The sequence below is a fragment of the Streptomyces sp. V3I8 genome, from assembly GCF_030817535.1.
Classification (GTDB): domain Bacteria; phylum Actinomycetota; class Actinomycetes; order Streptomycetales; family Streptomycetaceae; genus Streptomyces.
The window spans coordinates 2,581,598-2,600,666 of sequence record NZ_JAUSZL010000002.1 but is presented as its reverse complement, the minus strand read 5'-3'; the positions used below and the strand labels follow the sequence as shown (position 1 = coordinate 2,600,666).

Annotated in this window: 12 protein-coding genes; 10 read left to right on the top strand and 2 right to left on the bottom strand. The window is 71.2% G+C overall.

The features are described 5' to 3' along the window. The first annotated feature begins 73 nt into the window (after positions 1 to 73). The 6 genes from QFZ75_RS11285 to QFZ75_RS11260 all read left to right on the top strand — a co-directional run bounded on the left by QFZ75_RS11285 (position 74) and on the right by QFZ75_RS11260 (position 8,985). Complete coding sequence (locus QFZ75_RS11285; RefSeq protein ID WP_307536120.1) at positions 74 to 1,756, top strand: extracellular solute-binding protein; 1,683 nt, start codon at positions 74 to 76, stop codon at positions 1,754 to 1,756. A 4-nt stretch (positions 1,757 to 1,760) separates the two neighbouring features. Beyond that, positions 1,761 to 2,801, top strand: coding sequence for a sugar ABC transporter permease (locus QFZ75_RS11280; protein ID WP_307536118.1), 1,041 nt, complete (start codon positions 1,761 to 1,763; stop codon positions 2,799 to 2,801). A gap of 11 nt (positions 2,802 to 2,812) precedes the next feature. Then, positions 2,813 to 3,790 carry a carbohydrate ABC transporter permease gene (locus QFZ75_RS11275; RefSeq protein ID WP_373466036.1) on the top strand — a complete coding sequence of 326 codons (978 nt, stop codon included), beginning with the start codon at positions 2,813 to 2,815 and terminating at the stop codon, positions 3,788 to 3,790. Positions 3,791 to 3,914: 124 nt separating this feature from the next. Continuing rightward, positions 3,915 to 5,903: a beta-galactosidase gene (locus QFZ75_RS11270; RefSeq protein ID WP_307536114.1), complete on the top strand. Its 1,989-nt coding sequence runs from the start codon at positions 3,915 to 3,917 to the stop codon at positions 5,901 to 5,903. Further along, positions 5,900 to 8,284: a glycoside hydrolase N-terminal domain-containing protein gene (locus QFZ75_RS11265; RefSeq protein ID WP_307536112.1), complete on the top strand. Its 2,385-nt coding sequence runs from the start codon at positions 5,900 to 5,902 to the stop codon at positions 8,282 to 8,284. The genes QFZ75_RS11270 and QFZ75_RS11265 overlap by 4 nt, the downstream gene beginning before the upstream one ends. Next, the gene (locus QFZ75_RS11260) at positions 8,254 to 8,985 is read left to right on the top strand and encodes a hypothetical protein (RefSeq protein WP_307536110.1); all 732 of its coding nucleotides are present in this window, start codon (positions 8,254 to 8,256) and stop codon (positions 8,983 to 8,985) included. The genes QFZ75_RS11265 and QFZ75_RS11260 overlap by 31 nt, the downstream gene beginning before the upstream one ends. A 20-nt stretch (positions 8,986 to 9,005) precedes the next feature. On the opposite strand, the gene QFZ75_RS11255 is transcribed toward QFZ75_RS11260, so the two are convergent. Next, on the bottom strand, positions 9,006 to 11,075 hold the full coding sequence (locus QFZ75_RS11255) for a glycoside hydrolase family 31 protein (protein ID WP_307536108.1): 2,070 nt from the start codon (positions 11,073 to 11,075) through the stop codon (positions 9,006 to 9,008). Between the two features lie 159 nt (positions 11,076 to 11,234). Next, a complete protein-coding gene (locus QFZ75_RS11250) occupies positions 11,235 to 12,260 on the bottom strand; it encodes a LacI family DNA-binding transcriptional regulator (protein ID WP_307536106.1) in 1,026 nt (341 codons plus the stop codon). A gap of 345 nt (positions 12,261 to 12,605) precedes the next feature. On the opposite strand from QFZ75_RS11250, the gene QFZ75_RS11245 reads away from it, so the two are divergent. From QFZ75_RS11245 to ispG, 4 genes are all read left to right on the top strand, one after another. After that, positions 12,606 to 14,552 (top strand): acyl-CoA dehydrogenase family protein, encoded by a 1,947-nt coding sequence (locus tag QFZ75_RS11245; protein ID WP_307536104.1) that lies wholly within the window; start codon positions 12,606 to 12,608, stop codon positions 14,550 to 14,552. Positions 14,553 to 14,972: 420 nt separating this feature from the next. Further along, complete coding sequence (gene dxr / locus QFZ75_RS11240; protein WP_307536102.1) at positions 14,973 to 16,250, top strand: 1-deoxy-D-xylulose-5-phosphate reductoisomerase; 1,278 nt, start codon at positions 14,973 to 14,975, stop codon at positions 16,248 to 16,250. Further along, a complete protein-coding gene (locus tag QFZ75_RS11235) occupies positions 16,247 to 17,551 on the top strand; it encodes an RIP metalloprotease (protein WP_307536100.1) in 1,305 nt (434 codons plus the stop codon). Before dxr ends, QFZ75_RS11235 begins: the two co-directional genes overlap by 4 nt. A 167-nt stretch (positions 17,552 to 17,718) precedes the next feature. Then, positions 17,719 to 18,876 (top strand): flavodoxin-dependent (E)-4-hydroxy-3-methylbut-2-enyl-diphosphate synthase, encoded by a 1,158-nt coding sequence (ispG, locus tag QFZ75_RS11230; protein WP_307536098.1) that lies wholly within the window; start codon positions 17,719 to 17,721, stop codon positions 18,874 to 18,876. The last annotated feature ends 193 nt before the right edge of the window (positions 18,877 to 19,069 follow it).

The window sequence follows — 19,069 nt, the reverse complement described above, 5'->3', positions numbered from 1 at the left end:
GTTCCACCCAAGACACCGCAGCCGACGGTCACACCGCCGGGTGTCCTGCTGCGCGCCACGAAGGGTTGACGCAATGACGCCGAACACCTCCGCCCCCGGCCCCGGCCGGAGAAGCTTCCTCGCCTCCTCGGTGGCCGTCACCGCCGCGGTGGCCGGCGGGATGCCGCTGCTGGCCGCCTGCGGCGGCTCCGACGGCGGCTCGAAGGAGGGGACGACCTCGGGCAAGGACGCGAAGAAGATCCTGCCCGCCTTCGTGGCGCAGAACGTGGTGACGCCGGACATCCCATCGAAGAACGGGTCCTCCCTGGGCTTCACCGGCAGGCTCGTCGCGGCCGACCTGAAGACCTCGGTGTCCGGCAAGCTCGGCAAGGGCAGCACGATCAGGATCATGTCGCCGTTCTGGGGCTCACCGCCGAAGGGCGACAACCCCTACTACCAGGCGATGAACGAGAAGATCGGCGCGAAGGTCGTCTGGCAGAACCAGGACGGCAACACGTACGACGAGAAGCTGGGCGCGGTCCTCGCCTCCGGCGACATGCCGGACGTCGTGGTGATCCCCGGCTGGAACATGGGCGGCAGGATACCCAGCGCCATCATCAGCAAGATGGCGGACCTCGGCCCGTACCTCTCCGGAGACAAGGTCAAGGACTACCCCAACCTCGCCGCGGTCCCGACCGACGCCTGGCAGCGCTCCATCTTCGGTGGCGAACTGCGCGGCCTGCCGATGCCCAGCTCGTACGTGCCCAACATCGTGCCGTACTACCGCAAGGACATCTTCGACGAGAAGGGATACGAACTCCCCGCCTCGGCGGCCGAGTTCCTCGCCCTGGCCAAGGAGATCACCGACGCGAAGGCGAAGGTGTGGGCCTGCGACGACATGAAGTGGACCGCGTTCAACGCCTTCGGGGTGCTGTCCGGCAGCGAGAAGCCGCTCGGCTGGAACCTCGTTGACGGCAAGCTGGTCTACCGCGTCGAGACCGACGAGTACCTCGAGGCGCTGGAGTGGACGCGCAAGCTGTACTCGGCGGGGGTCGTCCACCCGGACGCCAGGGCGCAGAACCAGGGCGACTCCGGTCTGCGCTTCACCTCGGGCGAAGTCCTGTTCTACAACAACGACATCTCCCACTGGTGGGCCAAGACCACCGAACAGGCCTCCCAGAACAAGAAGTTCCGCATCGGCGGCATGGACGTCTTCGGCCACGACGGCGGGGACCCCACGCTGTGGGCCGGTTCACCCGCGGGCATCTTCGCCTTCGTCAACAAGAAGGCGTCCAAGGCGGTGGTCCACGACGTGCTGGCCGCCGCGAACGTCACCGCCGCCCCGTACGGCACCGAGGAGTACATGCTCACCAACTACGGGGTCGAGGGCACGCACTACACGGTCGAGGACGGCACACCCACCAAGAACGACAAGGGCAACCAGGAGGTCCTGAACGCCTTCGTGATGCTCGCGAGCCCTGCCTCGACCATCGCGCACCCCGATCTGCCGGACGTCGCGAGGGCACAGGTGGAATGGCAGCAGCGGATGGGCGCCCGCACCAGGAAGTCCACCTTCTACGGCCTCCAGATCATCGAGCCGGCCCGCTACACCAACCTGTCCAACGACTTCGAGCAGCTGGAGGACGACGTCGTCCGCGGCCGCAAGAAGATCAGCGACGTGCAGCGGGCGGTGTCGGACTGGAAGAGCCAGGGCGGCGACAAGCTGCGGGACTGGTACAAGAAACTGCTGGACGACAGCGGATCCGCGCAGGGGTGACGAGGTGGCACACAGCACCCCTCCGGACACCGCGGCGCCCCCCGCCCGACCGGTCAGGCCGGCCAGGCCCGCCGGCGTCTCCAGGGCCGAGCGGAAGAGCCTGAGGAAGGCCTCGAACGGCGGCACCTTCAAGGTCCGGCTCAAGCGGGACCGCACGCTGGTCCTGATGACCCTGCCGGCCGTCCTGCTGGTCCTGGTCTTCAACTACGTACCGGTCCTGGGCAACGTCGTCGCCTTCCAGGAGTACGACCCGTACGTCGGCGACAACGGCTTCGTCGCCGTCTTCCACAGCCCCTGGGTAGGCCTCGAGCAGTTCTCCCGGCTGTTCGAGGACTCGGCCTTCTGGGACGCAGTCCAGAACACCCTGGTCCTCTTCACGCTGCAGCTCCTGCTCTTCTTCCCCGTCCCGATCCTCCTCGCGCTCCTGGTCAACAGTGTGATCAGGCCCCGGGTGCGGGCGGTGGCGCAGGCGGTCCTCTACCTGCCGCACTTCTTCTCCTGGGTCCTGGTCATCACCGTCTTCCAGCAGATCTTCGGCGGCGCCGGCATCATCGCGCAGACCCTGCGCCGGCACGGCTACGAGGGCTTCGACCTCATGACCGACCCCGGCGTCTTCAAGTTCCTGGTGACGGCGGAGGGCGTCTGGAAGGACGCCGGCTGGGGCGTCATCGTCTTCCTCGCCGCGCTGGCCTCCGTCAGCCCCGACCTGTACGAGGCCTCGGCGATGGACGGGGCCGGGCGGTGGCGCCGCATGTGGCACGTCACACTGCCCGCGCTGCGGCCGGTGATCGCCCTGCTGCTGGTGCTGCGCGTCGGCGACGCGCTCACCGTCGGCTTCGAGCAGATCCTGCTGCAGCGGGACGCGGTGGGGCCGGGCGCGGCGGAGGTCCTCGACACCTATGTGTGGTGGAACGGCGTCCGCAACCAGGACTTCAGTTACGCGGCGGCCGCGGGCCTCATCAAGGGTGTGGTCGGGCTCGGCCTCGTCCTCGCCGCCAACAGGATCGCCCATCTCATGGGCGAGCAGGGGGTGTACAGGAAGTGAGCGCCACGACCGTGACCGGGGAGCGCCCGGAGACGTCCGGCCCGGCGGCACCCGGTCCGGGAGCACCGGGCCCGGACCCGCGGCGGCCCGGCCGCTGGGCGGCCCCGCCGCGGCCCGCCTGGGAGGAGGAGCCCCGCAGGGCCGGGCTCGCGGGCAAGGGCGCCGTGCTGGCCGTCGCCTGTCTGGCCGTCCTGTTCCCGCTGTGGATCGTCGTCGTCACCAGCCTGTCCACGAAGGAGACCATCACCGAGGCCGGCGGTCTGGTGGTGGTCCCCCGGGGCGTCACCTTCATCGCCTACCAGGAGCTGCTGAGCGGCGGCCAGGTCACCCGCGCGACCGTCGTCAGCCTGGGCGTCACCCTCGCCGGCACGCTGTTCTCGATGACGGTGTCCGTCCTGTCCGCGTACGGGCTCTCGCGCATCGGGTCGGTCGGGCACCGCTGGTTCCTGATGCTCCTGCTCGCCACGATGTTCTTCGGCGCCGGTCTCATCCCCACCTACCTGCTGGTGCAGTCGCTGGGCCTCACCGACACGTACCTGGCGCTGATCCTGCCGAGCGCGGTCAGTGTCTTCAACATCCTGGTGCTGCGGGCGTTCTTCATGGGCATCTCGCCGGAGCTCACCGACAGCGCGCGGATCGACGGCGCGGGGGACTGGCGGATCCTCTGGCAGATCGTGCTCCCGCTCTCCCGGGCCGTCGTCGCGGTGATCACGCTCTTCTACGCCGTCGGGTACTGGAGCGCCTGGTTCAACGCGTCGATCTACCTGAGCGACCAGGACATGATGCCGCTGCAGAACGTCATGATCCAGCTGGTCCAGAAGCAGGAACCCCCGGTGGGGCTGGGGCAGGCCGTCAAGACGGGCCGGCTGTCCGCGCTGGCGGTGCAGATGGCCGTGATGGTGCTGGCGCTGCTGCCGGTGGCCTTCCTGTCGCCGTTCGTCCAGAAGCACTTCAGGAAGGGCATGCTGACCGGCGCCGTCAAAGGCTGACCTCGCGCCTTCGGCGCCGGTCGGCCCGGCCGTTCGTCGGCTGCGGGTGCGGCGTGGCCGAGCGCGCAGTCCCCCGCGCCCCGAAGACATCGGGCCGCTCCCCCTTCTCGGAACGAGGTATGTCATGCGCACGCCCCGCCCGGACGGGCACCCCGGTCTCGCCGACGCCACCCGTGGGCGGATCCTCTTCGGCGGTGACTACAACCCCGAGCAGTGGCCCGAGGAGACGTGGCAGGAGGACGTGCGCCTCATGAAGGAGGCGGGCGTCAACTCCGTCACGCTCGGTGTCTTCGCCTGGGCGAAGCTCGAACCGCGCCCGGGCGCACGGGAGTTCGGGTGGCTGGACAGGGTCATGGCGCTCCTGCACGGGAACGGCGTCGGGGTCGTCCTCGCCACCCCGACCTCCTCGCCCCCGCCCTGGCTGGGCCGGCTCCACCCGGACACGCTGCCCCGTGACCAGGACGGCCGCACCGAGTGGTGGGGCGGCCGTCAGCACTTCTCGCACTCCAGCGCCGTCTACCGCCGCCACGCCGCCGCCATCACCGAGGACCTGGCCGCCCGCTACGGGGACCACCCCGCCCTCACGATGTGGCACGTCAACAACGAGTACTGCACCTACGACTGGGGCGACGAGGCGGCCGGCACGTTCCGCCGCTGGCTCCGGGACCGGTACGGAACCCTCGACGCGCTCAACTCGGCCTGGGGAACCGCCTTCTGGAGCCAGGGATACGGCGACTGGGCGGAGGTCCTGCCGCCGCGCCGCGCCCACTACCTGAACAACCCCACCCAGGTGCTCGACTTCAAGCGCTACACCTCCGACATGCTCCTGGAGTGTTACGTCGCCGAGCGCGACATCGTCCGCCGGTACTCGCCCCACGTGCCGGTGACCACCAACTTCATGCCGATGTGGGCGGGCCAGGACGCCTGGAGGTGGGTCCAGGAGGAGGACGTCGTCTCCGTCGACCTCTATCCCGATCCGCGCGACCCCTTCGGCGCGCAGCACGGCGCGCTCGTCCAGGACATGACGCGCTCCCAGGCCCGCGGGCCGTGGATGCTGATGGAGCAGGCGGCCGGCCCGGTGAACTGGCGGGGCGTGAACCACCCCAAGCCGCCCGGCCTCAACCGGCTCTGGTCCTTCCAGGCCGTCGCCCGGGGCGCCGACGCCGTCTGCTACTTCCAGTGGCGGCAGTCCCGGCAGGGCGCGGAGAAGTTCCACTCGGGCATGCTCGGCCACGCGGGCGAGCAGGGCCGCACCTACCAGGAGGTCAGTCGGCTCGGCGCCGAACTCGACCGGGTCGGCGGGGAGATCAGCGGCCGGCACTCGGCCTGCGAGGTCGCCGTCCTGCACGACTGGCACGCCTGGTGGGCGGGGTCGCAGGACGCCCGGCCCTCCCGCGAGGTCGACCCCGCGGAGGTCGTACGGGCCTGGCACCGCGCCCTGTGGGAGGCCCACATCGGCACGGACTTCGCGCACCCCGAGCACGACCTGTCCGGGTACGCGCTGGTCGTCGTCCCGCAGCTCTACCTGCTCACCGACGCCGCGGCCGACAACCTCGTCGCGTACGTACGAGGCGGGGGCACCCTCGTCAGCGGCTTCCTGACCGGGATCGCGGACGAGGAGGACCGGGTGCGGCCCGGCGGCATGGACGTGCGGCTGCGGGAGCTGTTCGGCATCCGCACCCTGCACGAGTGGTGGCCGCTCGACCCGGGGGAGTACGCCGGATGCGACGGCTTCCGGGGCACGCTGTGGTCCGAGGAGATCGAGGCCGGGGACGCCGTCGCGCACTCCCGCTACCAGGGCGGCGAGCTCGACGGACTGCCCGCCGTGCTGCGCAGAGGACGTGCCTGGTACGTCTCCACGCTGCCCGAACCCGACGCGCTGCGCGAACTGGTGGCGGACGTGGCCGCCGCCGCGGGGGTGCGCCCGGTGCTCGACGGGCTACCCGCCGAGGTCGAGGCCGTACGCCGGGGAGACCTGCTCTTCGTCCTCAACCACGGGCGCGACCCGGTCACGGTGGCGGTGCCGGGGACCCACCGGGACCTGCTCGGCCGGCGGCGGGTCACGGACTCCCTGGAACTGGGCCGGTACGGGGTGGCGGTGCTTTCACCATGAGCATCGGTGCCAGTGCCGGTGCCGGTGCCGGTGCCAGTGCCAGTGCCGGTGCCGGTGCCGACGCAGGTGGCGGTGGCGGTGGCGGCGCCCCGCCCCCCTCGCCGCACGGCACCTGGGAGCCGCGCCTGGCCGGCCGGTGGGAGGACGCCTTCCTGAGCGGCAACGGCCGGCACGGCGCCCTGGTGTTCGGTGATCCGGACGACGACCGGGTGATCGTCACCCACCACACCCTCGTCCGGCCCAACGGCGGCGAGCACGCCCGGCCCCCGGAGCTGGCGGCCGCCCTGTCCGCCCTCCAGGACCGGCTGCTCGCGGGCGAGCTCACGGCGGCCGAGGACTTCACGGACGGGCGCCCGCTCCAGTGGGTCCAGCCCTTCCACCCCGCCTTCCAGGTACGGCTGCGGCGGCCGGACGCGCAAGCCGGGGAGCGCGAGTGCCGCCGCTCGGTCGACTTCACCACGGGCGTGGCCGAATCGTCCTGTGCGGGCTGGCGCAGCCGGGTCTTCGTCTCCCGCGCCGACGACGTGATCGTCCAGTACGTGACCTCACCGGGGCCCGTCCTGGACATCACGCTGGACCACCGCCTGCCCGGCGCCCCCGACGGGCTGCGGGTCGGCGAGGGGACGGTCCTCACCCCGGAGGGCGCCGTGCTCACCCTCGGCGCCCGCTACCCCGGCAGCGACCGTGCCTTCACCGGGGTGACGCTGGCCGTGGTCACCGGCGGCCGTACGGCACTGATCCCGCCCGGCATGCGCGTGACGGACGCCGGGTCGGTCCTGCTGCTCACCCGCGTGGAGCGGCACACCGGGGAAACCGACACGATGGCGCGGGCGCGGGCCCTGCGCGCACTGCTGCCGGCCGGCGAGGACGCGTACGCAGCCCTCCTACGGCGCCACCTGCGCCTGCACCGCGCCGCCTACGGCCGCGCCTCGCTCACCCTCGACGCCGACGACGGCGAACGCGCGCTCCCCGGCTCGGAACTGCTCGCGCGCCCCGGGAGCCCGGCCCTCCTGGAACGGCTCTTCGCGGCCGGCCGCTACCACCTGCTGTCCGCCAGCGGGACGCTGCCGCCGCGGCTCACCGGGCTGTGGACCGGCGACTGGGACACGGCGTGGTCCGGCGCCTTCACCACGGACGCCAACCTGAACCTGCAGACCGCCTCGGCCGTCGCGGGCGCCCTGCCCGAGGTCGTGGAGGCCCACGCCGCGCTGGTCCACGGCCAGCTGCCGCACTGGCGGGACAACGCCCGTGCCGTCTTCGGCGCCCGGGGCGCCGTCGCCCCGCCCCACACGGACGGCGAGTCGGGGCACACCTACCACTTCAGCCGTGAGTACCCGCTGCACCTGTGGACCGCGGGCGCCGACTGGCTGCTCAAGCCCCTCGTCGACCACGACGAGGCCCGCGGCGGGCACGACCCCCGGCTGGCCGCCGCCCTGGCCGAGGTCGCGCTGTTCTACGAGGACTTTCTCACCCGCACCGACGAGCACGGCCGGCTCGTCGTCGTCCCCTCCTACTCGCCCGAGAACCGCCCGGCGAACCCGGACGCGAGCTGGGGCGCGGTCAACGCCGCCATGGACCTCTCCGCGGCCCGGCACGCCCTGCTCACGGCCGCCGCGTATCACCCGGGCCCCGACGCCGACCGCTGGCGGGCCCTAGCCGGGCGGCTGCCCCCGCACCGCGTCAACGGCGACGGCGCGCTCGCGGAATGGGCGTGGCCCGGCCTCGACGACACCTACGACCACCGGCACCTCAGCCACCTGTACGGCGTCTGGCCCCTGGACGAGATCAACCCGTACGACACCCCCGAACTCGCGGCGGCCGCGCACCGCGCGCTCGAACTGCGGGGCGCCGGGAACGACTCCGCGCACGGCCATCTCCACCACGCCCTCGTCGCGGCCCGGCTGCGGGACGCCGGGCGGGTCGCCCACGCGCTCGGCCAGGTGCTGGCGGGCGACTTCTTCCACGCCTCCCTGATGAGCGCGCACTACCCCAGCCGCGACGTCTACAACGCGGACGCCGCCCACACCCTGCCCGCCCTGGTCATCGAGGCACTGATCCAGTCGACCCCCGGCCGGCTGATCCTCCTCCCCGCGCTGCCCGCCACCCTCCCGGCCGGTGAACTCCGGGGCGTACGGACGCGGTTCGGCGCCGAGGTCGACCTCGCCTGGGGCCCCCGGGGGGCCCGGGCGGTGGTCCGGCCCACCCGCACGCACCGCATCGACCTCAGAACCCCCTCCGGAGCGCGACAGCTCGACCTGCGCGCCGGGGAGGACCGCGTCCTCACCCTGGGGCCGCGGCAGACGCACCGCAGTTCCATCCCCCACCTCCCCCCACCCATGGAAGGGACACCATGGCACCACGCACGCCGCACACGAGGATGACCGCGCACCGGATCACCAAGGCCCTGCTGGCCCCCGCGCTCGCCCTCGGGGCCACCGTCGGGCTCGCCTCCGCCCCCGCCTCCGCCGCGGTCTGGAACTCCTGCGACCAGTGGGGCAACACGACCCTGAACGGCTACACGCTCTACAACAACATCTGGGGCTCCGGCGCCGGCAGCCAGTGCGTCTGGGCCAACTCCGGCACCAACTGGGGCGTCTGGGCCAACCACCCCAACACCGGCGGCATCAAGTCGTACCCCAACTCCAAGAAGGTGATCAACAAGACGATCACCTCGCTCGGCTCGCTCTCCAGCAGCTACGACGTCACGGTCCCGTCGGCCGGCGCGTACAACACCTCGTACGACATCTGGGACACGGACTACGACTACGAGATCATGCTCTGGGTCAACTACAACGGAGCCGTCGGCCCGCTCGGCACCTCGCAGGGCAACGTCACCCTCGGCGGCCACACCTGGACCGTCTACAAGGGCAGCAACGGCGCCAACGAGGTCTTCTCGTTCCTGCGCACCTCGGACTCGAACGCGGGCAGTGTCAACATGCTGCCGATCCTCAAGTGGATCAAGGACACCAAGGGCTGGATGGGCAACGAGACCATCGGCGACGTCCAGTTCGGCTACGAGATCACGTCCTCGTCCGGCGGCCTGGACTTCCTCACGAACAACCTGACGGTCAGCAGCAGCTGACCGTCACGGACGGCGCGCGGCTACCCCGTCACGGGCAGCCGCGCGCCGTCCCGCAGGAACAGCGGGATGCGGTCCAGCGGGGCGTCCACGGTCACGGCCGCGCCCCCCTGGTACACCTCGCCGGTCCACGCGTCCGTCCAGCGCGCCCCCGCCGGAAGATACGCGGTACGGGCCGTCGCGCCCGCCGTGAGCACCGGCGCGACCAGCAGGTCCCGGCCGAAGAGGTACGCGTCGTCCACCGACCAGGCCGCCTGGTCCCCGGGGAACTCCAGGAACAGCGGCCGCATCACCGGCAGGCCCTCCTCGTGGGCCTCGCGCATGACCTCCAGCACGTACGGCTTCAGGCGCTCGCGCAGGTGCAGGTACTTCTCCAGGATCGCGCCCGCCTCCTCGCCGTACGACCACACCTCGTTCGGGCCGCCGGTCATCTCCGGGCCGAGGGGGGTGCCCGGGTCGCGGAAGCCGTGCAGGCGCATCAGCGGGGACAGCGCGCCGAACTGGAACCAGCGGATCATCACCTCGCGGTACGCCGGGTCGTCCGGGTCGCCGCCGTGGAAGCCGCCGATGTCGGTGTTCCACCACGGGATGCCGGACAGCGAGGTGTTGAGGCCCGCCGCTATCTGGCGGCGCAGGGTCGCGAAGTCGGTGCCGATGTCGCCGGACCACAGGGCGGCGCCGTAGCGCTGACTGCCCGCCCAGGCCGAGCGGTTGAGGGTGACGACCTCGCTCTCGCCGGCCGCCAGCATGCCCTCGTGGAAGGCGCGGGCGTTCTCACGTGGGTACATGTTGCCCACTTCGAGCCCGGGGCCCGCCCAGTAGCGCAGGTTCTCCTGGAAGCCCGGCTTCAGCTCGGGCTCGCAGGCGTCCAGCCAGAACGACGTGATCCCGTACGGCTCCAGGTAGTTGTCCCTGACCTTCGACCAGAGGAACGCACGGGCCTCGGGGTTCGTCGCGTCGTAGAAGGCGACCTGCACCGTGGAGGCGACCCCCTTGTCCGGCCAGTCCGCGTGCGCCATGGGCCCGTACTGCGTGCCGATGAACCAGCCCTGCTGCTCCATGAGCTGGTGGTTCTCGGAGAGCGGGGAGACGGACGGCCAGACGGACACGACGAGCTTGATACCCAGCTCCGCCAGTTCCCGCTGCATCGCCGCCGGGTCCGGCCACTCGGCCGGGTCGAACTTCCAGTCGCCCAGGTGCGTCCAGTGGAAGAAGTCGCAGACGATGACGTCGACGGGCAGTCCCCGGCGCTTGTACTCCCGGGCCACGCCGAGCAGTTCGTCCTGGGTGCGGTAGCGCAGCTTGCACTGCCAGAAGCCCGCCGCCCACTCGGGCAGCATCGGCGTCCGGCCGGTCACCGCGCTGTACCGGCGCTGCGCGTCGGCCGGATCGCCCGCCGTGATCCAGTAGTCGATCTGCCGGGCCGAGTCCGCCACCCAGCGCGTGCCGTTGCCGGCCAGCTCGACGCGGCCGATCGCCGGGCTGTTCCACAGCAGGGTGTAGCCACGGTTGGACGTGAGGACGGGGATGGTCACCTCGGCGTTGCGCTGGACCAGGTCGAGGACGGCGCCCTTCTGGTCGAGCAGCCCGTGCTGGTGCTGTCCCAGTCCGTACAGCTTCTCGCCGTCGTACGCGGCGAAGCGCTGCTCCAGGCGGTGGTGGCCGTTGCCGACGGGCGTGTAGAGGCGCGGTCCGGGCCACCAGAAGTGGGCGCGTTCCTCGGCGAGGAGTTCGGCCCCGTCGCCGGTGCGGACGAAGCGGAGCAGCCCCTCGGCGTCGACCTCGACGGTCAGCGCGCCGACGGTCAGCAGACCCCGGCCGCCCTCGGTCTTGACGGTGGCCACGGCGGCGGGCGGCTCGTCGAGCACGGCGGCGGGCAGACCCTCCAGGACGGGCCCGCCGAGCCTGGCCCGGACCCGGACGGCGTCGGGACCCCACGGCTCGATGCGTACGGTCTCCTGGCGGCCGCTCCATTCCAGCGCGCCGTCGCGTTCGCGGAACGTACCGACGGTGGGGGAGGACTGGGCCAGACTGGCGGACCCCGGGCCGGGCTGTGCCGGCTGTCCGGGGCGGTTCTCGGCAGGCTGATTCATACGGGGTGCTCCTGAAGGAATGAGTGGCGACAGGACCCGGCGGCACACGTGCGGAAGGCGGAGCGGGACGGGACGGGACGGGAAGAAGCGGGAGCGGGACGAGCAGGTGCGGGGCGAGGACGTGCGGGACGAGGCCGTACGAGGTGGAGCGGGGTCGGGTCAGGGAGCGGCCGGGGCCGGGGCGGGGGCCGGGCCCGTGCTCGCCCGGACCGTCAACTCGGGTGCGAGGAGCACGACCTGGTCCTCGCCGCGCCCCGCCAGCTTGGCCACCAGGTGCTCCACCGCGTTGCGGCCCATCTCCTGGGCGGGGATGGCGACCGAGGTCAGCCGCACCGAGGCCTGTACGGCGACCTGGTCCGGGCAGATCGCGACCACCGACACGTCCTCCGGCACGGCCCGCCCCTGCCGGCGCAGCAGCGCGAGCAGCGGCTCGACGGCGGACTCGTTCTGCACGACGAAGCCCGTGGTGCCGGGGCGCTCGTCGAAGACCCGGGCCAGGGTCAGGGACATGGCGTCGAAGCCGCCCTCGCAGGGGCGGTGCAGCACCCGCAGGCCGAGTTCCCGCGCACGGGAGCGCAGTCCGTCGAGCGTGCGCTCGGCGAACCCCGTGTGCCGCTCATACACCGCGGGCGCCTCACCGATGACAGCGATGTCACGATGGCCGAACTTCGCGAGATGTTCGACGCACAGCGCGCCCGTCGCACCGAAGTCGAGGTCCACGCAGGTCAGTCCGCCGGTGTCGGCGGGCAGCCCGATCAGGACGGACGGCTGCCCGGTGCCCCGCAGCAGCGGCAGCCGCTCGTCGTCGAGTTCGACGTCCATCAGGATCATCGCGTCGGCGAGCCCGCTCCCGGTGATCCGGCGCACCGCGTCGGGCCCCTCCTCACCGGTGAGCAGCAGCACGTCGTACCCGTGGGCGCGCGCCGAGGTCGTCACCGCGATGGCGATCTCCATCATCACGGGTACGTACATGTCCGTGCGGAGCGGGATCATCAGCGCGATGATGTTGGACCGGTTGCTTGCCAGCGCGCGGGCGCCCGCGTTGGGGTGGTAACCGAGCTCCTGGATGCTCTCCTCGACCCGCCGGCGGGTGCCCGCGGAGATGGACCGCTTGCCGCTGAGGACATAGCTCACCGTGCTCGCCGAGACTCCGGCATGCTGGGCGACCTCGGCGAGGGTGACCATCCAGCTCTCCAGGTGGTGTGAAGCGCTTCGACAGTGCGCGTCGTGGACAAGAGGTGAAGTGAGGGTGGCTCGACAGTAGCTTGACGCGGGATGGGTGTCCATAGGTCGTCGAAGCGCTTCGACTTCGTCGGTTACCCGGACGCACCACGGGGCGGGTGCGGGTGCGCGAGGGGCGAGCGCGCGGTTCCCCGCGCCCCTGTCGCGCGGTCCTGCGGGCCTGCCCTCCGGTCTTCCGTATGCGCCGAATGACGCGCCGGGGGTGGTGGGTCCGTCCGGAATCAGGTACCAACGAGCGAGTAGAACCGGTGAGTAACGTAACGGACCAAGATCCCTATTCGCGGCGAGGTGAGCCTCTTGTCCGCAACACCCCACCAGCCCGCTGTCACCGAACGCGAGGCCCGGCAGGTCGCCGAGGCCGCCCGGGAGCGGGACTGGCGCAAACCCAGCTTCGCCAAGGAGCTCTTCCTCGGCCGCTTCCGGCTCGACCTGATCCACCCCCACCCCCTGCCCCCCGACGAGGACGCCCGGCGCGGTGAGCAGTTCCTCGCCACGCTGCGCGACTTCTGCGAGACCAAGGTCGACTCCGCGCTCATCGAGCGGGAGGCCCGCATCCCCGACGAGGTGATCAACGGGCTCAAGGAGCTCGGCGCCCTCGGCATGAAGATCGACACGAAGTACGGCGGCCTCGGCCTGACGCAGGTCTACTACAACAAGGCGCTCGCCCTGGTCGGCTCCGCGAACCCGGCGCTCGGCGCGCTGCTCTCGGCGCACCAGTCGATCGGCGTCCCGCAGCCGCTGAAGATCTTCGGCACCCAGGAGCAGAAGGACGCCTTCCTGCCGCGCCTGGCCCGTACCGACATCTCCGCCTTCCTGCTCACCGAGCCGGACGTGGGCTCCGACCCGGCGCGGCTCGCCACCAGCGCCGTACCCGACGGCGAGGACTACGTCCTCGACGGGGTCAAGCTCTGGACGACCAACGGCGTGGTCGCCGACCTGCTGGTCGTGATGGCGCGGGTACCGAGGTCCGAGGGCCACAAGGGCGGCATCACCGCCTTCGTCGTGGAGGCGGCCGCGGAGGGTGTCACCGTCGAGCACCGCAACGCGTTCATGGGGCTGCGCGGCCTGGAGAACGGCGTCACGCGCTTCCACCGGGTCCGGGTGCCCGCCGCGAACCGCATCGGTCCCGAGGGCGCCGGACTCAAGATCGCCCTGGCCACGCTCAACACCGGGCGGCTGTCGCTGCCCGCCATGTGCGTCGGCGCCGGCAAGTGGTGCCTCAAGATCGCCCGCGAGTGGTCCTCCGTGCGCGAGCAGTGGGGCAAGCCGGTCGCCCACCACGAGGCCGTGGGCGCGAAGATCTCCTTCATCGCGGCGACCACGTTCGCCCTGGAGGCCGTCCTCGACCTGTCGTCCCAGATGGCCGACGAGGACCGCAACGACATCCGCATCGAGGCCGCCCTCGCCAAGCTGTACGGGTCCGAGATGGCCTGGCTGATGGCCGACGAACTGGTCCAGATCCGCGGCGGCCGCGGCTTCGAGACCGCCGACTCGCTCGCCGCCCGCGGCGAACGGGCCGTGCCGGCCGAGCAGGTGCTGCGCGACCTGCGCATCAACCGCATCTTCGAGGGCTCGACGGAGATCATGCACCTGCTGATCGCCCGCGAGGCCGTCGACGCCCACCTCTCCGTCGCCGGTGACCTCATCGACCCCGACAAGTCCCTGACCGACAAGGCGAGGGCGGGCGCGAACGCCGGGCTCTTCTACGCCAAGTGGTTCCCCAAGCTGGTCGCGGGCCCCGGGCAGCTCCCGCGCTCGTACGCGGAGTTCCACCCGGCAGGCCACGTCGACCTCTCCGGTCACCTGCGGTACGTGGAACGCTCGGCCCGCAAGCTCGCCCGGTCCACCTTCTACGCCATGTCCCGCTGGCAGGGCCGGATGGAGACCAAGCAGGGCTTCCTCGGCCGGATCGTCGACATCGGCGCCGAACTGTTCGCGATGAGCGCCGTGTGCGTACGCGCCGAACTCCTGCGCACCACCGAGGCGCACGGCCGCGCGGCCTACCAGCTCGCGGACGCCTTCTGCGGTCAGTCCCGCATCCGGGTGGAGGAACTCTTCGGCCGGCTCTGGACCAACACCGACAACCTCGACCACAAGGTCGTCCGGGGCGTCCTCGGCGGCGCCTACACCTGGCTGGAGGACGGCATCGTCGACCCCTCGGGCGAGGGCCCCTGGATCGCCGACGCGACCCCCGGGGCGTCCGAGAAGGAGAACGTCCACCGTCCCGTCCGCTGACCCTTTCCCCAGGAATTCACCGGTGTCCCCGTCGTCATTGCGCCGCTTGCCGCACAGAAGCTGTGCGCCGGCAACGAGCGCAATGGCGAACGGGGGCGACGGGCGGCGGACGGACGGGCTGCGTCTCAGCGCGCCCACCCCGGACACGGCGGAGGGGGTCGTCGAAGGGGACCTCGAGCCGGTGCCTCCGGCGGAGGACGCGGTGGGCGTGAAGCCCCGCCCACGGCGTGCGGGCAAGTCCCGGAGCCGGCGCAAGCGCACAAGGCAGGGGCTGCTGCGGAGCCGGGGACGGTCACCGGCCCGGTGGGGGCTTGTCGCACGGTTCCCCGCGCCTTTGACGCGCTCCTGACGGGACCTTTACGCGGCACTCGTAGGGCGCCCCCGTACCCTCCGCAGTGGCGTTGCGGCGACAATGGGGGGATGAGTGACCGTCCAGCCCCCCTCGCCGACCCGCATCTCGTCTTCGATCCCGTGGACGGAAGCCGGGATGTCGTGATCCTCGGCTCCACCGGATCGATCGGCACGCAGGCCATCGACCTCGTGCTGCGCAACCCCGACCGGTTCCGCGTGACCGGCCTCTCCGCGGCGGGCGGGAGGGTGGAACTGCTGGCGGAGCAGGCGCACCGGCTCCGCGTCAAGGCCGTCGCCGTGGCGCGCGAGGACGCCGTACCGGCCCTGCGCGAGGCCCTGTCCGCGCGGTACGGCCCCGGGGAACCCCTGCCCGAGCTGCTCGCCGGAGCGGACGCGGCCACCCACCTCGCCGCCTCCCCGGGCCACACCGTCCTGAACGGCATCACCGGCTCGATCGGTCTCGCCCCGACCCTCGCCGCCCTGGAGGCGGGCCGCACCCTCGCGCTCGCCAACAAGGAGTCGCTCATCGTCGGCGGCGACCTGGTGAAGGCGCTGGCCGCGCCGGGCCAGATCATCCCGGTCGACTCCGAGCACGCCGCCCTGTTCCAGGCGCTGGCCTCCGGCACCCGGGCAGACGTACGCAAACTCGTCGTCACCGCCTCCGGCGGCCCCTTCAGGGGACGTACGAAGGCCGAGCTGGCCGACGTCACCCCGAAGGACGCCCTCGCACACCCCACCTGGGCCATGGGTCCGGTCATCACCGTCAACTCCGCGACCCTCGTCAACAAGGGGCTCGAAGTCATCGAGGCGCACCTCCTCTACGACATTGCCTTCGAGCACATTGAGGTGGTCGTGCACCCGCAGTCGTATGTCCACTCGATGGTGGAGTTCACGGACGGATCGACGATGGCCCAGGCGACACCCCCCGACATGCGGGGGCCGATCGCCATCGGTCTGGGCTGGCCCGGTCGCGTCCCGGACGCCGCGCCCGCCTTCGACTGGTCCAGGGCGTCGAGCTGGGAGTTCTTCCCCCTCGACAACGACGCGTTTCCGTCGGTGGGGCTCGCCCGGCACGTCGGGGAGCTCGCGGGCACGGCCCCCGCGGTGTTCAATGCCGCCAACGAAGAATGTGTGGACGCGTTCCTGAACGGCACGCTGCCGTTCAACGGGATCATGGAGACCGTCACCGAGGTCGTCGCCGAGCACGGCACGCCCCTGACGGGAACCCCGCTCACCGTGGCGGACGTCCTCGAAGCGGAGACCTGGGCCCGCGCCCGGGCCCGCGAACTGACAGCACAGACAGCAGCTCGGACGACAGCCATGACAACGGCGGAGGCTCGTGCATGACGACCCTGATGATGATCCTCGGCATAGTCGTCTTCGCGGTCGGCCTGCTCTTCTCGATCGCCTGGCACGAGCTGGGACATCTCTCCACGGCCAAGCTCTTCGGCATCCGCGTGCCGCAGTACATGGTCGGCTTCGGCCCGACGATCTTCTCGCGCAGGAAGGGCGACACGGAGTACGGCGTCAAGGCGATCCCGCTCGGCGGCTACATCCGCATGATCGGCATGTTCCCGCCCGGCCCCGACGGCCGGATCGAGGCCCGCTCGACCTCGCCGTGGCGCGGCATGATCGAGGACGCCAGGGCGCAGTCCTTCGAGGAACTGCAGCCGGGTGACGAGGACCGCCTCTTCTACACGCGCAAGCCGTGGAAGCGCGTCATCGTGATGTTCGCCGGCCCTTTCATGAACCTGATCCTGGCCGTCGCGATCTTCCTCGGCGTGATGATGACCTTCGGCGTCCAGACCCAGACCACCACCGTCGGCAAGGTCTCCGACTGCGTCATCGAGCAGAGCGAGTCCCGGTCCGAGTGCCGGAAGAGCGACACGGCCGCGCCCGCCAAGGCCGCCGGTCTCGAGGGCGGTGACAAGATCCTCGCGTTCAACGGCGAGAAGGTCACCGACTGGTCGGCCCTGCAGTCCGACATCCGCGCCAACCCCGGCAAGGACGTCACCCTGACCGTCGAGCGCGACGGCAAGCAGCTCGACCTCTCCGCCCACCTGATCCGCAACCAGGTCAGCCAGACCGACGGCGAGGGCGGCTACGTCGAGGGCAAGTACGTGTACGCCGGCTTCCTCGGCTTCACGCCCGCCTCCGGCATCGTCCAGCAGTCGTTCGGGCAGTCCGTGGACCGCATGGGCGACATGATGCAGAACGGCGTCGAGTCGCTGGTCAACCTGCCGTCCAAGATCCCCGCCCTGTGGGACGCGGCCTTCGGCGACGGCCCGCGCGAGGCGGACTCCCCGATGGGCGTGGTCGGCGCGGCCCGCGTCGGCGGTGAGGTCTTCACGCTGGACATCCCGCCGGAGAACCAGATCGCGATGATGCTGTTCCTCGTCGCGGGCTTCAACCTCTCCCTGTTCCTGTTCAACATGCTCCCGCTGCTGCCGCTCGACGGCGGGCACATCGCGGGCGCCCTGTGGGAGTCGCTGCGGCGCAACGCGGCCAAGGTGCTGCGGCGCCCGGACCCCGGCCCGTTCGACGTGGCGAAGCTGATGCCCGTCGCGTACGTGGTGGCCGGAATCTTCATCTGCTTCACGATCCTGGTCCTGATCGCGGACGTCGTTAACCCGGTGAGAATCTCCTAGCCATACCCAGTTGGTGACGGCCGGACACGACGTGTGTCCGGCCGTCCCTCATCGAGTGGTCCTGCACGGGGAAGGTGCTCCGGTCCGCAAGGGTGACGTAATCTCGGTGACTGGAGCCCGTCAGCTTTCGGGACCGACCGAATCCTTACCTTGGGGTTGCACAGCAGATGACCGCGATTTCACTCGGCATTCCGGACGTTCCCACCAGGCTCGCCGTGCGCCGCAAGAGCCGGAAGATCCAGGTCGGAACCGTGGCCGTGGGTGGGGACGCACCCGTCTCGGTGCAGTCGATGACGACGACGCGTACGTCGGACATCGGCGCCACGCTCCAGCAGATCGCCGAGCTGACCGCGTCCGGCTGCCAGATCGTCCGCGTCGCCTGCCCGACCCAGGACGACGCCGACGCCCTCGCCACCATCGCCCGCAAGTCGCAGATCCCGGTCATCGCGGACATCCATTTCCAGCCGAAGTACGTCTTCGCGGCGATCGACGCCGGCTGCGCCGCGGTGCGCGTGAACCCGGGCAACATCAAGCAGTTCGACGACCAGGTCAAGGAGATCGCGCGGGCCGCCAAGGACACCGGCACGCCGATCCGCATCGGGGTCAACGCCGGTTCCCTCGACAAGCGCCTGCTCCAGAAGTACGGCAAGGCGACGCCCGAGGCGCTCGTCGAGTCCGCGCTGTGGGAGGCGTCGCTCTTCGAGGAGCACGACTTCCGGGACATCAAGATCTCGGTCAAGCACAACGACCCGGTCGTCATGGTCAACGCCTACCGGCAGCTCGCCGCCGCCTGCGACTACCCGCTGCACCTCGGCGTGACCGAGGCGGGCCCGGCCTTCCAGGGCACCATCAAGTCGGCGGTCGCCTTCGGGGCGCTGCTCAGCGAGGGCATCGGCGACACCATCCGCGTCTCCCTCTCGGCCCCGCCGGTCGAGGAGATCAAGGTCGGGATGCAGATCCTGGAGTCGCTGAACCTCAAGCAGCGCCGCCTGGAGATCGTCTCCTGCCCGTCCTGCGGACGCGCCCAGGTCGACGTCTACAAGCTCGCGGAGGAGGTCACCGCGGGCCTGGAGGGCATGGAGGTCCCGCTGCGCGTCGCGGTCATGGGCTGCGTGGTGAACGGCCCGGGCGAGGCCCGCGAGGCCGACCTCGGCGTCGCCTCCGGCAACGGCAAGGGCCAGATCTTCGTCAAGGGCGAGGTCATCAAGACGGTCCCGGAGTCGAAGATCGTGGAGACCCTCATCGAGGAAGCGATGAAGATCGCGGAGCAGATGGAGGCCGACGGAATCCCCTCCGGGGAGCCGTCGGTGTCGGTCGCCGGCTGACGGACCCGGTGCGGGTGCGCGGGGCCGGTCGCGCAGTTCCCCGCGCCCCCGGGCATCTCGGCCCGTCCGGCGTTCGAGGACGAGCGCGCCGGCGGGGCCCGGGGGCGCAGCCCCCAGGGACGGCAAGGGCGGGGCGGCAGGGGCGAGATCCGGCAGGTACAGTGCGGAGACCAGCAGACCTGATGGTGAAGGC

What these genes read in the sequence shown, in the direction of transcription:
- QFZ75_RS11285 (WP_307536120.1), top strand. Translation starts at nt 74, where the DNA reads ATGACGCCGAACACCTCCGCCCCCGGCCCCGGCCGGAGAAGCTTCCTC.
- QFZ75_RS11270 (WP_307536114.1), top strand. Translation starts at nt 3,915, where the DNA reads ATGCGCACGCCCCGCCCGGACGGGCACCCCGGTCTCGCCGACGCCACC.
- QFZ75_RS11265 (WP_307536112.1), top strand. Translation starts at nt 5,900, where the DNA reads ATGAGCATCGGTGCCAGTGCCGGTGCCGGTGCCGGTGCCAGTGCCAGT.
- QFZ75_RS11260 (WP_307536110.1), top strand. Translation starts at nt 8,254, where the DNA reads ATGGCACCACGCACGCCGCACACGAGGATGACCGCGCACCGGATCACC.
- QFZ75_RS11255 (WP_307536108.1), bottom strand. Translation starts at nt 11,075, where the DNA reads ATGAATCAGCCTGCCGAGAACCGCCCCGGACAGCCGGCACAGCCCGGC.
- QFZ75_RS11250 (WP_307536106.1), bottom strand. Translation starts at nt 12,260, where the DNA reads ATGGTCACCCTCGCCGAGGTCGCCCAGCATGCCGGAGTCTCGGCGAGC.
- dxr (WP_307536102.1), top strand. Translation starts at nt 14,973, where the DNA reads ATGAGTGACCGTCCAGCCCCCCTCGCCGACCCGCATCTCGTCTTCGAT.
- QFZ75_RS11235 (WP_307536100.1), top strand. Translation starts at nt 16,247, where the DNA reads ATGACGACCCTGATGATGATCCTCGGCATAGTCGTCTTCGCGGTCGGC.
- ispG (WP_307536098.1), top strand. Translation starts at nt 17,719, where the DNA reads ATGACCGCGATTTCACTCGGCATTCCGGACGTTCCCACCAGGCTCGCC.